Raw genomic sequence first — 13,992 nt, 5'->3', positions numbered from 1 at the left:
TGGCTAACTTTACCGAACATGAAGCATCTATTTTTTTTAAACAAATACTTCTATAAATATAAATGGCGAATTATACCTGGGCTAATTTTTGTAATTATCTCTATTATTTTTCAAATTTTGCAAGCGCCAGTTGTTGGGCATGCTTTTAATTTAATCACAGAAAACATTAGCATCTATCAACTTTTTGATGGTTTTGACAGACAAGAAGTTATCTACAACATCTTTAGCACCAACCTCTTCTTTTTTGGCGCTCTAATATTGGTTATTTACATGATTAGAGGTTTGTTTTTATTCTTTATGCGGCAAACCATTATCCTCATGTCTCGCCATATTGAGTACGATTTGAAGAATGAAATTTACGCACATTACCAAAAATTAAGTTTAGGATTTTTTAGACGCAATAATACTGGCGATTTAATGAACAGGGCTACCGAAGATGTAAACAGGGTGAGAATGTACGTTGGCCCTGCGATTATGTACACCACCAATACCACCATTTTATTTTTTACGGCCATATTTTTTATGTTTTCGGTAAATGTAAAATTGGCTTTTTATGCTTTGTTGCCTTTACCAATTTTAGTGGTGATCGTCTATTATGTAAATACATTAATCAATCAAAAAAGCGAAAAAATACAAGAGCAATTGTCGCGATTATCGAGTTTTGTACAAGAGCGGTTTTCGGGCATTAGGGTGATCAAATCTTACGTTAGAGAAGCGCAAACGCAAGAAGTTTTTGAAGAAGAAAGCAATTCGTACAAAACAAACTCGATGAGTTTAGTAAAGGTGCAAGCTCTTTTTTATCCAGCTATGCTGTTATTAGTTGGCATTAGTACAATTTTAACCATTTATATTGGTGGCGAACAGGTAATTGCTGGCACAATTACAGCTGGTAACATTGCAGAGTTTATCATTTATATCAATTTATTAACGTTTCCGGTTACGATGTTAGGTTGGGTTACTACCTTAATACAAAGAGCGGCGGCATCGCAAAAGCGGATCAATGAATTTTTAAAACTGCAACCAGATATCACTTCCAACAATGTTGAAAAACCTGAAATTGAAGGTAACATTAGCTTTAAAAATGTAAGTTTCACTTATCCAGATACTGGGATTGAAGCAATAAAAAACGTAAGCTTTGAAATAAAGAAAGGTCAATTTGTAGCAATTATTGGTAGAACGGGTTCAGGAAAATCTACTTTAGCAAATTTAATAATGCGCATGTATGATACAGATTCGGGAAAAATTGAGATTGATGGCAAGGAGTTGCGCAATATCAACCTAAATAATTACCGCAGTAAGATTGGGTTTGTACCGCAAGAAGTTTTTCTTTTTTCTGATACCATCAAAAATAACATCGCCTTTGGCTTAAGCGAAATTAGTGAAGGTCAAGTTGAAACCGCAGCAAAAAACGCAGCAGTTTATAACAATATTGTAGATTTTGACCAAAAGTTTGAAACCATGCTTGGTGAAAGAGGTATTACCTTATCTGGCGGACAAAAACAGCGTGTTTCTATTGCAAGAGCCTTGATCAAAGAACCTAAAATTTTAATCTTCGATGATTGTCTATCAGCTGTTGACACTAAAACTGAAGAAGAAATTTTAGGCAATTTAGGTACAATAATGAAAGGCAAAACCAGTATTTTAATTGCACATCGTATCTCTACCATTAAAAACGCTGATCAAATTATCGTTTTAGATAATGGCGAAATTATTGAAAAAGGCACACATAATGAATTACTTAACAAGGGTGGCGCTTATACAGAAATGTTCAACAATCAGCTATTAGAAGAAGAAAACGCTTAACAACAAGTTGCAATAGCACTTTAAAAAAATTAACTTAAATGAAAATGATCGCATAATCTATTTTGAATTAATAATTATTGCTTTATATTTACCCCAACCTTAAATTTATACTACAACAGAACAATGGGAGATTTTGACAACAAAGAGAGAGAAGAAGTTTTTAGTAAAAAAGTGAGAGCTGGTAAGCGTACTTATTTTTTTGATGTAAAAGCAACACGTTCGGGCGATTATTACCTAACGCTAACAGAAAGCAAAAAGAGATTAGAAGATGGTGTATTTGTAAAACATAAAATCTTTTTATACAAAGAAGATTTTGAAAAGTTTACAGAAGGCCTTACTGAAACTGTAGAATATATTAAATCTCATCAAGAAGTGGTTGAAAAGCGTTATGAGTATACTGAAAACGCAGAATATTCGAACACTCCAAAAACAGATAAAGACGATTTTTCTTTTTAAGAAACTATAAATTCAAAAAAACTTCTAATTTTTATTAGGAGTTTTTTTTTTGAAATTAAACGGCAACTCTACCCATAATTGTTGCAATAATCATTAAAGCATAAAGAGCTAAATATACAATTGTAATTATCCCCCAATATTTAAATAGCGATTTTAATTTACCCATTGCTTCGTTTAAACTAGCTTGTTCGCCATACAAAACTCCAATTTTTGCTTTTGCTGCATATTTAAACATTAACAAACTTGGGTAAAAAATAGCAAACGCAATAATTAAAAACATTACAGTAAAAACTGCTCCTGCGGCAGCACCCATGTTTGAAGCCAAAGCTAACATTTGCGGATTATTGTTCATTACCGCACCAATTGTAAAAGCACTAATAATAGTTATACCTGCAAAAGCGAAACCAACAATAGCTAAAAAGCTGGCCCATTTGGCAATTTCATAAATATAGCTACGCATTTCTTCGCTAACTACTAAATTTAATTCACTTTTTACTTCTTGTATTTCTTCGTTATTTTCCATTTCAAAGTCTTTATATCAATTTAGTAAAGATAATGATAATTAATATTGATACAGCTATATTTTACTATACAAAAAGGCGGTAAAAATTAATATCTTTGCGCCCTTTGGCAGAGGTGGAAAATGGTAGGTGAGAGACCAAACAATAGCATATTAAGGTTAAAGCGAAAAACTACATCAGTTAAATCATTTTAATTGGCAAGGCGAACCGCAAAGCAAAAAATTAATACGAATTAAATAAAAATATATAAATGGCATTACAATGTGGTATAGTTGGACTACCAAATGTTGGTAAATCAACCTTATTTAACTGTTTATCTAACGCAAAAGCACAAGCAGCAAACTTTCCTTTTTGTACTATAGAACCAAATATTGGTGTAATTACGGTTCCAGATGAGCGCTTAACTAAACTTGCTGATTTGGTAAAACCAAACAAAGTACAACCTAACACTATCGAAATTGTTGATATTGCTGGCTTGGTTAAAGGCGCATCAAAAGGCGAAGGCTTAGGCAACCAATTTTTAGGAAACATTAGGGCAACAAGTGCAATTATACATGTATTACGTTGTTTTGATGACGGCAATGTAATTCACGTTGATGGCTCAGTAGATCCAATTCGCGATAAAGAGATTATTGATACCGAATTACAATTGAAAGATTTAGATACGGTTACAAAACGTATCCAAAAAGTAGAAAAAATGGCTAAAACAGATAAAGAAGCCAAAAGAACTTTTGATATTCTTTCTGTTTTTAAAGCGCATTTAGATACTGGTAAATCTATTCGTACTGCAAATGTAGAAAAAGATGATTTTGAGTTTATTGAAGACCTAGGTTTGCTAACTCAAAAACCTGTAATGTATGTTTGTAATGTTGATGAAGGTTCTGTTATTGATGGCAATAAATATGTTGATTTAGTTAAAGCTAGCGTTGCAGAAGAAAACGCTGAGGTTTTAGTTATTTCGGCTAAAATCGAATCGGAAATTGCTGAATTAGAAAACTACGAAGAACGTCAGGAATTTTTAGCCGATTTAGGCTTAACCGAATCTGGTGTAAATAAATTAATTAGAGCAGCTTACCGTTTGTTAGATTTATACACGTACTTTACAGCTGGTGTACAAGAAGTTAGAGCTTGGACCATTACCAAAGGTTTTACAGCACCACAAGCTGCAGGTGTAATCCATACCGATTTTGAAAAAGGATTTATTCGTGCTGAAGTTATTAAATACAATGATTTTGTAACCCTAAGTTCGGAAGCTGCTTGTAAAGAAGCTGGTAAATTAGGTGTAGAAGGTAAAACTTATGTGGTTGAAGATGGTGATATTATGCACTTTAGATTTAACGTATAACCCCTAAAGGGGACTTTAATACAATCCAAAAAATTTCAAAAGCTACTTTAAATTGAAGTGGCTTTTTTTTATTTGAAAAGCAGAGAAAGCAGCTATTTTTAATTATAGTCGGGCTATTTGCTACAATAGTTTTGTTTTTGAGCTTTGACAACTTTCTTTCTATTTTGCTATTAATTTGTCAAAGCTTAAGAAAAAACAAAAATCTATTTTCGCTACTATCCCGTTTATTGCACTTCGGCTATAGGTTCTATTTGCAGTTGTTAGGTGCTTAGCCTAAATAGTAGTAAATTTTTGCCTTTCGTATCGAACTCAGCGCAGCGAGGAGAAAGCTGTTTCCTATCTTTGCTGCATTAAGGTAAGCTTTTGCAATAACTTGTAGATTTCTCCTCGCGAAAGCTCGTTCGAAAGGACGAAACGATTATTACAGCAACACTCCTTTTAAAAACAACATCGCAAAAGAAAAATAGATAAGTAAACCTGTTACATCTACTAAAGTTGCCACAAATGGCGTAGATGAAGCCGCAGGATCTGTGCCTAATTTTTTAAGTAGCAATGGTATTTTTCTTTTTTCGCGTCATATCGAACGCAGCGCAGCGAGGAGATATCTGTTGCAAATCTTCGCTGCGTTAAGGTAAGCTTTTGCAATTAACTTGTAGATTTCTCCTCGCGAAAGCTCGTTCGAAAGGACGAAGCGATTATTACAGCAAAACTCCTTTTAAAAACAACATCGCAAAAGAAAAATAGATAAGTAAACCTGTTACATCTACTAAAGTTGCCACAAATGGTGTAGATGAAGCAGCTGGATCGGCGCCTAATTTTTTGAGCAATAGCGGCAACATAGAACCCATTAATGTACCCCAAAGCACCACACCAACTAAAGAACAGCCAACAACCAAACCGATTAAAACATAATGCGTACTAAACGATGGCATCACCAAATGCCAAACTAAAATTACGCTAAAACTTAGTAAGCAAAGTGTGGTGCCAAGAAAAATTCCTGAGAAAATTTCGCGTTTTAATACATTCCACCAATCTTTTATGGTTACTTCGCCTAGTGCCATGGCTTGTATAATTAGTGTTGCCGCTTGCGAACCGCTGTTACCACCACTTGAAATAATTAAGGGAATAAATGTGGCTAAAATAACCACTTTGGCAATCTCATGCTCGAAATTTGACATAGCTGCAATGGTTAACAGTTCGCCAAAAAAGAGCACAATTAACCAAACTACGCGTTTTTTGTAAAGCTCGAAAACTGGTACATCTAAATATGGTTCGTCTAAAGCTTGCGTACCCCCCATTTTTTGGATATCCTCTGAGTATTCTTCGTGGGCAATCCATAAAATATCATCAATTGTTACAATGCCTAACAATACATTCTGATCATCGATAACCGGCAAAGCAACTCGATTATTCATTTTAAAAACGTTAATTGCTTCTTCTTGTGGGTCGTTTACTTTTAAAGCAATTAATCTGTTATCTGTTAATTCACCAATTTTAACATCAGGATCGGCTAATAATATTTCTCTGATCCGAATATCATCTAACAAAACACCATCTTTATCAATTACATAAACCACATCAATGGTTTCTGAGTTTTTGCCATACCTGCGAATGTGTGACAACACACGACTTACTGTCCAATCAATTTTTACGGCAATAAAATCTGGCGTCATCATTCGGCCAACGCTATCTTCCTTATAACCAAGTAAATGAAGCGCTTCTATCCTGTCATTATCAGGCAATAAAACTAAGAGCTTTTTTACAGCATCGCCTTTAAGCTCGCCCAAAAGTGCTGTTCTATCATCGGGTGGTAATTGCCTAACAATTTCGGTTAACTTATTGCTTTGCAACTTTTTAATGATCCGCTCTTGCGTAGGAAAATCGAGAATACGAAATACATTTACCGCTCTTTTAATAGAAAGTGTTTCGATAAACTTAACTGCGTATTGCGGCAATTCATCTATTAAATGTTCTACATCAGATATATTTAGTTCGTTTAAATATAATTTTAACTGCTTATCACTATCGTTTTCCAACAATTCCAACACTTCATCTACAAGCAGTTCTTCCATAAGCTTAAACAATTAAATTTGTATTTACATCGTTTTGCAAAAGTGCCTTTTTCTTTTTAAAAAGCCAATTAAAACCTTCATTGTTTTAATTTAGGCGTATCTATTTTTATTATATAAGGTTAATAGCAAAAGCAATTTATATTCTTTAAGCTATTTAAAAAGCTATTTAGCTATATTTGCAACCTGCTCCCGTAGTTCAATGGATAGAATTATGGTTTCCGGTACCATCGATATGAGTTCGAATCTCGTCGGGAGCACGAAAATGAAGCTTGCATTATTAATTTAATGTAAGCTTTATTTTTTATGCGGTAAGTTAATTGGTTATTATGCTATTGTTTAACTATTAATTAATAATTTAGCTCAGCATTAATCAATCCCTATATAATGTCGTCAAATATAACACCAATTCCAGCCAATGAAATGGATAGGATATTAAATCTATATGAATTTGATATCGATTATTCTAATCTTGAAAGCACTTTTAAGGATCTCACCACCCTTGCTGCTAAAATTTGCGGTACAGATATATCTCTTATAAATTTAATAGACTCTTACACACAATGGTCTATTTCTAATTTCGGTTTAGCAATAGATCAAATGGCAAGAGAAGATTCTGTTTGTCAATACACCATTTTAGAGCAAGAGCAATTTGAAGTAGAAGATCTTTCGGTAGACAATAGGTTTAAAAGTAAATCTTATGTAGATAGTCCGCTTAATTTGCGTTATTATTTTGGTGTGCCATTAAGAACCAACTCTGGGCATAATATTGGTGCTTTATGCGTTTTAGATAAAGACCTAAAAAAACTATCTCCTGAAAAAATTGAGATGCTAAAAATTGTTGCCAATGAGATCATTACAAGGTTAAATACAATTAAAGTTGTGCAAGATCTTAAAACGAAACTTCATTCTGAAAAAGAAACCAGTAAAAAGGTGGCGCATGACACTAGAGGTCCTTTGGCAGGTATTATTGGAATCAGCCAGATTATTAAAGATCAGGTTGAGGATGACACTAAGCTGAACGATATTTTTGAAATGGTTAACTTAATTCATAGAGGCGGAAGATCTGTTTTAGATTTAGCAGATGAGATTTTATCTGAAAAAAGAATTTCTAAACCAATAACTGAGGATGATTTTAATCTATCGATATTAAAAGAAAAAATTACCAAACTTTATACGCCACAAGCCAGATTAAAAGACATTAATTTTGTAGTAAATATTAACGAGGTGCAAAAATGTATTCCATTTGCAAAAAACAAAGTATTGCAAATTGTAGGTAACTTAATTTCAAACGCAATGAAATTTACCAACCAAAATGGTGATGTAATTGTAAACTTAGATTTAAGAGAAATTGATGAAAAAGTATCATTAAATATTACAGTTGTTGATACTGGTGTTGGTATTAACGATGAAATGATTGATAGTATTTTGAATGGTTCAAAAACCTCAACAAACGGAACCGAGGGAGAAAAAGGTTATGGCTTTGGTTTAAAAATGATTAAACATTTGATTGACGGTTTAAATGGTGAAATGGAAATTACCTCGATTGAAGGTGAAGGCACTAGGTTTGAAGTAATGTTGCCACAATATTAAAAAATTGCTGTATCAAAAATCAACATAAATATTTTATAATGAGAGTTTAGTCAAATAATTTTTTTGAAGTTATTCTTTAACAAAATTGAGTGTTTGCCTGCATTAACTATTAGTTCTAAGCATTATAATAAACTTCGACTACGCTCACATTCTTTAAATTAATTAGGTTATTTTCAAATCAACCAATTCTTATATCGCTTTAATAGTAAAAAACAAAGCTCATAAAATTAGAGCTTTGTTTTTTAAGTTGCTTATTGCCATCCACCTCCCAAAGCTTTATATAACAATACACTGGTATTTAGCTGTGCGGTTTTTAAACTGGTTAAATCCAATTCTCCTTGCAGCAAATTTCCTTGTGCGGCAATTACCTCCAAATAATTTGCCATGCCACTTTTAAATAGCAAATCGGAGTTTTTAACTGCTAATTGTAAAGTTGCAACTCTATTTTGAGCTATGATATATTCACTTTTAAGGTTAATAATTTTTGCTTGTTCATTAGCTACTTCGGCCACTGCGCCAATAACAGTTTGCCTAAATAACATTACAGACTTTTCTCGCTCTATTTTTGAGATATGAAACTGTGTTTTAAGCTCTTTGCTATTTAAAAGAGGCTGAGTAATACCTCCCCCAACTATACCAAATAACGATGCAGGTATATTAAACCAATTGCTAGCTTTAAAAGAATTCAATCCGCCAGAAGCTGAAATAATTAACGATGGATAAAGTTTAGCATTGGCAACACCTACATTTGCATTGGCTATTTTTAAAGCTAGCTCTGCGCTTTTTACATCTGGTCTTATACTAAGCATAGCTGATGGCACACCTACAGCAAGTTGTTCTGGAATATTGATTTGTGCTAAAATAAGAGAGCGCTCTACAGCCGATGGAAATTTACCACTTAAGGCACTTAATCCATTTTCTTGAATACTGATTTCTCGCAAAATTTGAGGTATAAGCTGGCTGGCCTGTAGTTTTTGTGCTTCTGCCTGCTGTATAGCCAATGAAGTTACCTGCCCCGCATCATACTGCATTTTAATCATTTTAACTGTATTAGCAGCAAATTCTACATTACTATTGGCAACTTTTAACTGCGCATCTAGCATAATTAACTGATAAAACGTTGTAGCTACCTGAGCAACAACACGGGTTTGTACTGCTTTTTTAACCTCTTCCGTTTGTAGGTAAGTGGCATAAGTAGCTTCTTTTTGCTTGGCAATTTTACCCCAAATATCAGCTTCCCATGATAAGGCTAAATTTGCGTTAAAATCTTCTATATGGTTAGTATTTAAAAACTGCGAGGTGCTTAAACCATTTAAACTATTAGATGAGGGTCTGTTAGAGTTTACCGAAGCCTGAAAATTTAATCTTGGCAATTGACCTAACTTCGCTCTCTTAAACATTAAATCTGCAGCTTCTATATTTTGCAAGGCAATTTGTATATCTAAATTTCTTAACAGCGCTGTATCAATTAATTGCTGCAAAGTGGCATTGTTAAAAAAATCTTTAACTGATAATGTACCTATGCTAGAAGTTTGGTTATCCTCTGTGCCTCTAAAATTTATAGGCACATCTTTTATTGGCGTAGCAATATCTTTGGTTATGCCACAACTCGCAAGTATCAATATTAAAATTGCGAAGACATTATTTATTATTTTTTTCATTTTTATAACTGTTTAATTTTACCATTTTTTTAACCAAGCGGTAATGAGCGGTAAAAATTCATCCACTTTACCTGCTTCCTCTGCTTTTAAATTTTGATTAGTTTCCATCTGGAGTTAAAATTTTAGCATGATGTTTTTCTTTTTCTGATTGACCACCACTAACTTTTTCTTGTAGATATTGAAACACTACAAAAAGCACTGGAATAATAAATAAGCCTAATATTACACCCGAAACCATACCGCCTGCTGCACCGATACTGATAGAGTGATTACCTTGAGCTGATGGACCTGTAGCAAAAGTCATCGGAATTAAACCTACAATAAAGGCAAGTGATGTCATGATAATTGGACGCAACCTTAATTTAGCTGCTTCTAAGGCCGCTGCTACTAATGGTTGTCCGGCTCGGCGTCTTTGCACTGCAAACTCTATAATTAAAATTGCATTTTTGGCCAATAAGCCAATGAGCATGATAAGTGCAACTTGTACATAAATATTGTTTTCTATACCAGCAAAACCAATGGCTAAGAACACACCAAACACACCAACCGGAATAGAGAAAATAACTGCTAATGGCAATAAATAACTCTCATATTGTGCTGATAATAAAAAGTAGATAAAGACAACGCACAATAAAAAGATAACCGCCGATTGCCCCCCAGAAGAGATTTCTTCTCTGGTTTGTCCAGAAAACTCATAACTATAACCAGCTGGTAATTGTTTAGCTGCTACATCCTCAATTGCTTTAATAGCATCGCCAGAACTAAAACCAGGTTTCGGAATGGCATTAATAGAAATAGAGTTGAACAAATTATATCTTGATGCCGTTTCTGAGCCGTAAATTCGACTTAACTTAACCAAGGTATTTAATGGCACCATTTCTCCTTTGTTGTTTTTCACAAAAACCCTATCTATAGCTGATGGATCTGCCCTATCTTGGATATCAGCTTGTACCACAACCCTATAATATTTACCAAAACGATTAAAATCTGAGGCTTGGGCACTGCCAAAATAAGTTTGCATGGTTTGCAAAATATCCTTAACATTTACACCCAATTGATCAGCTTTTTCATCATTTATATCTAATTGTAATTGAGGATAATCTGCTTTAAAACTGGTAAAAGCTGCCGCGATAGCAGGTTGTTTCATCAGCTCTGCTATAAAATTTTGAGAAATACCGCTAAACTTATCCAACTTACCCCCAGTTTTATCTTGCAAAACCATATCTAAAGCTTCAACATTACTAAAACCTGGTACTGTTGGAAAACTGAACACGAAGAACATTCCACCAGAAACGGCACCCAATTTGGCTCTCACTTCATTCATTATCTCATCAATGTCTTTTACCTTGCCTCTTTCTTCTATTGGTTTAAGCAATACAAAAACTACCGCAGATGATGGACTTGTTGAATTGGTAAGCAAATTGAACCCAGAAATGGCTGTTACATCTCTTGACGCATCAAGTTTACTCAAAACATTTTCTGCTTCGGTCATTACTTTTTGTGTACCATCTAATGATGTACCTGATGGTGTAGAAACCGAAATAGCAATAAATCCTTGATCTTCGGTAGGGATAAATCCAGTTGCCGTAGTTCTAACCATCCAAACTGTAACAAGAGTAATTAAAGCCAAGCCACCTAAGCTTAACCACTTATTTTTTATTAGAAATTTTAAACTGTTTACATAGCGATTGGTCATTGCATTAAAACTGCTATTAAATCCATTAAAGAATTTCTCTTTAAAACCTACCTTTTTATGTGCAATATTTTGTTCATTACCATGATTGTCTTTTAAAAATAAAGCTGCTAATGCCGGACTAAGCGTTAATGCGTTAACCGCTGATATTACAATGGCGATGGCCATGGTAAATGCAAACTGGCGATAGAATAAACCAGTTGAGCCCTCCATAAAACCAACTGGCAAAAATACCGCCGCCATTACTAAAGTAATTGAAATAATAGCTCCAGTTATTTCACTCATGGCTTCGTGTGTAGCTGCTTTTGGTCCTAAATGCTTATGTTCCATTTTGGCATGTACAGCCTCTACAACTACAATGGCATCATCTACCACAATACCTATGGCTAAAATTAATGCAAATAGGGTTAATAAATTGATAGAAAACCCAAAAAGTTGCATAAAGAAAAACGTACCTAAAATAGCTACTGGCACCGCAATAGCAGGAATAAGAGTTGACCTAAAATCTTGCAGAAAGATAAAAACAACAATAAATACAAGTAAAAATGCTTCAATTAAAGTATGTATAACCTGATCTATTGATTGATCTAAAGCTACTTTTGTGCTATAGAAAATGTTATGTTCAATCCCCTTTGGGTAATCTTTAGCAGCTTTTTCCATTAACTTATTAATGGCAACCTGTATTTCATTTGCGTTAGAACCAGCCAATTGGATAATACCAATCACTACACCTTTTTGTCCGTTTAAACGGGTTAAACTGTTGTAAGAATAAGCACCTAACTCTATTCTGGCCACATCTTTTAAGTGTAAAACAGAACCATCTGGATTAGATCTGATTGCTATATTCTCATATTCATCGGGCTTAGTAAGCTTTCCTTTGTATTTGATTACGTATTCAAAAACTTCTTTACTACGTTCACCAAATTTACCTGGGGCAGCTTCCAAACTTTTATCCTGAATGGCCTTCATTACCTCGTTAGGGGTAACTTTATAAGTTGCCATTTGAGTTGGATTTAGCCAAACACGCATCGAATAATCTTTTACACCACCAAAAATACTTGCAGCGCCAACGCCTGGTATCCTTTTTATTTCGGGGATGATATTAATCTGTGCATAATTGGCCACAAAAGTTTGATCATATTTTGCTTCGTCTTTTGTAAACATGCCAATAGCCATAATAAAGCTATTTTGTTGTTTTGCGGTAGTTACACCTTGCTGCACCACTTCTGCAGGCAACTGACTGGTGGCCTGAGCAACTCTGTTTTGCACATTTACCGCCGCCTGATCTGCATTGGTACCTAATTTAAAGAAAACTGTAATAGCCAATGAGCCGTCATTACTAGCCGTTGAACTCATGTAGGTCATGTTCTCAACGCCATTAATTGACTCTTCTAAAGATGGCGCTACCGAACGTAAAACAGTTTCGGCATTTGCACCAGGATATACTGCAGTAACCAAAACCGATGGTGGTGCAATATCTGGAAATTGTTGGAGCGGTAATTTAGTTAAACCAAGTACACCCAATATTACCAATAATATGGAAATTACGGTTGCCAGTATTGGTCTTTGTATAAAAATCTTAAACATTATCTTATTGTTATTTTTTAGAAATTAATTGAGCTACTTTTTCAATTTTTTTATCGGGTTGAATAAGCTGACCATCTTGTAATCGGTCTAAACCACTTAAAACAATTTGGTCGCCAGGTTTTAAACCGTCTTTTATTAGGTAATCATTGCCTGCTTTTCCATCAATTGCAATGGCAGTTTTGGTTACTTTATTGTCTTTACCCACAGCAAATACAAAAGTTTTATCTTGCATTTCTACGGTGGCAGATTGAGGCACTAAAAGCGCATGTTCATGCGCTAAGCCTAGTCTTATTTTACCTGTATTGCCCGATCTTAATAAACCTTTTGTATTGGCAAAACTTGCTCTTAAAGTAATTGCACCTGTATTTTTATCAAACTGACCATCAATCATATCAATTTTTCCTGATATTGGATAAATGGTATCATCTGCCAAGATCAATGAAACTAATGGCAAATGTTTAATTCTATCGGCTACAGAATTACCTTGGTATTTTGCATTAAAATTGATAAAATCAGTTTCTGCCAATGAGAAATATACACGAACTTCATGTACATCAGAAAGTTGTGTTAATGCTTCAACATCTGTTGGACTAACCAAACTGCCTTGTTTTTTTGGTAAACGGCCAATATAGCCACTTAATGGCGCTTTAATTTGCGTGTAATTTAGATTAATTTGAGCGCTACTAACCGCAGCACTAGCCTGCTCAACATTTGCTAAAGCGATTTGATGTGTTGTTTTTGCAGTTTGTAATTGATAAGCAGAAACCACTTTTGCTTGTACCAATGGATTAAGTTTATCTATTTCTAGCTGTGCATTTAAAACTGCCGCCTTTGCTGCACTTAAAGCCGCTTTTGCATTGTTTAATTGTGCCCTAAAAGGAAGCTCAGAAATTTGAAACAACAATTGACCTTTGCTTACCAATTGGCCTTCGTTAACTAAAACTCTGTCTATTGTACCCGCAATTTGAGAGCGGATTTCTAAATCTGATGCACCTTGTATAGCAGCTGGATAATCAATAAATGTTTCTTGAGAACTTTCATTAACCGTTGCCACAGGCAAAGAAAGTGCTGGGGTTGCCGCAACTTGTGCAGGTGTAGAACTGCAACTAGCTAAAAACAAAAGAGCTGCAGCTGATAATGATATTATTAAAGCGTTAAATAATCTAACATTGTTAGATTGTGAAGTAAAGTTTGGCATATAATTCATGATTTAAAAGATTTTAGTTTGTATTTTACGTAGATAATTAATTTAACAGTGTTAGAT

The 13,992-nt window shown here is 34.3% G+C and carries 9 protein-coding genes, 1 tRNA gene and 1 pseudogene; 5 read left to right on the top strand and 6 right to left on the bottom strand.

Going from position 1 to position 13,992, the window contains the following annotated elements; genetic code table 11:
• Window positions 1-18 precede the first annotated feature (18 nt).
• Together FA045_RS10680 and FA045_RS10675 are read left to right on the top strand one after the other, a co-directional pair.
• A complete protein-coding gene (locus FA045_RS10680) occupies window positions 19-1,803 on the top strand; it encodes an ABC transporter ATP-binding protein (protein WP_136877065.1) in 1,785 nt (594 codons plus the stop codon).
• A 123-nt stretch (window positions 1,804-1,926) separates the two neighbouring features.
• The gene (locus tag FA045_RS10675) at window positions 1,927-2,259 is read left to right on the top strand and encodes a DUF3276 family protein (protein WP_136877064.1); all 333 of its coding nucleotides are present in this window, start codon (window positions 1,927-1,929) and stop codon (window positions 2,257-2,259) included.
• A gap of 55 nt (window positions 2,260-2,314) precedes the next feature.
• On the opposite strand, the gene FA045_RS10670 is transcribed toward FA045_RS10675, so the two are convergent.
• Entirely contained in the window at window positions 2,315-2,782 is a 468-nt protein-coding gene (locus FA045_RS10670) for a DUF5362 family protein (RefSeq protein WP_136877063.1), read from the bottom strand.
• Between the two features lie 248 nt (window positions 2,783-3,030).
• On the opposite strand from FA045_RS10670, the gene ychF reads away from it, so the two are divergent.
• Entirely contained in the window at window positions 3,031-4,125 is a 1,095-nt protein-coding gene (gene ychF / locus FA045_RS10665; RefSeq protein ID WP_136877062.1) for a redox-regulated ATPase YchF, read from the top strand.
• Between the two features lie 421 nt (window positions 4,126-4,546).
• Here the strand turns inward: ychF and FA045_RS10660 are convergent.
• Together FA045_RS10660 and mgtE are read right to left on the bottom strand one after the other, a co-directional pair.
• A pseudogene (locus FA045_RS10660) lies at window positions 4,547-4,684 on the bottom strand (magnesium transporter); the annotation flags it as partial.
• Window positions 4,685-4,823: 139 nt separating this feature from the next.
• On the bottom strand, window positions 4,824-6,197 hold the full coding sequence (mgtE, locus tag FA045_RS10655; RefSeq protein ID WP_136877060.1) for a magnesium transporter: 1,374 nt from the start codon (window positions 6,195-6,197) through the stop codon (window positions 4,824-4,826).
• A 185-nt stretch (window positions 6,198-6,382) separates the two neighbouring features.
• Here mgtE and FA045_RS10650 point away from each other — a divergent pair.
• A tRNA-Arg gene (locus tag FA045_RS10650) sits at window positions 6,383-6,454 on the top strand.
• A gap of 127 nt (window positions 6,455-6,581) precedes the next feature.
• On the top strand, window positions 6,582-7,787 hold the full coding sequence (locus FA045_RS10645; RefSeq protein ID WP_136877059.1) for a GAF domain-containing sensor histidine kinase: 1,206 nt from the start codon (window positions 6,582-6,584) through the stop codon (window positions 7,785-7,787).
• A 251-nt stretch (window positions 7,788-8,038) separates the two neighbouring features.
• Here the strand turns inward: FA045_RS10645 and FA045_RS10640 are convergent, their stop codons facing one another.
• The 3 genes from FA045_RS10640 to FA045_RS10630 form a co-directional block, all read right to left on the bottom strand.
• The gene (locus FA045_RS10640; RefSeq protein ID WP_136877058.1) at window positions 8,039-9,448 is read right to left on the bottom strand and encodes an efflux transporter outer membrane subunit; all 1,410 of its coding nucleotides are present in this window, start codon (window positions 9,446-9,448) and stop codon (window positions 8,039-8,041) included.
• A 97-nt stretch (window positions 9,449-9,545) separates the two neighbouring features.
• The gene (locus FA045_RS10635; protein ID WP_136877057.1) at window positions 9,546-12,728 is read right to left on the bottom strand and encodes an efflux RND transporter permease subunit; all 3,183 of its coding nucleotides are present in this window, start codon (window positions 12,726-12,728) and stop codon (window positions 9,546-9,548) included.
• 10 nt (window positions 12,729-12,738) lie between these two features.
• The gene (locus FA045_RS10630) at window positions 12,739-13,935 is read right to left on the bottom strand and encodes an efflux RND transporter periplasmic adaptor subunit (RefSeq protein ID WP_136877056.1); all 1,197 of its coding nucleotides are present in this window, start codon (window positions 13,933-13,935) and stop codon (window positions 12,739-12,741) included.
• Between the last annotated feature and the right edge of the window lie 57 nt (window positions 13,936-13,992).

The organism is Pedobacter cryotolerans (assembly GCF_005116475.1).
Taxonomy (GTDB): Bacteria; Bacteroidota; Bacteroidia; order Sphingobacteriales; family Sphingobacteriaceae; genus Pedobacter; species Pedobacter cryotolerans.
The sequence above is the reverse complement of the archived record's forward strand: the minus strand, read 5'-3'. Positions and strand labels throughout refer to the sequence as shown.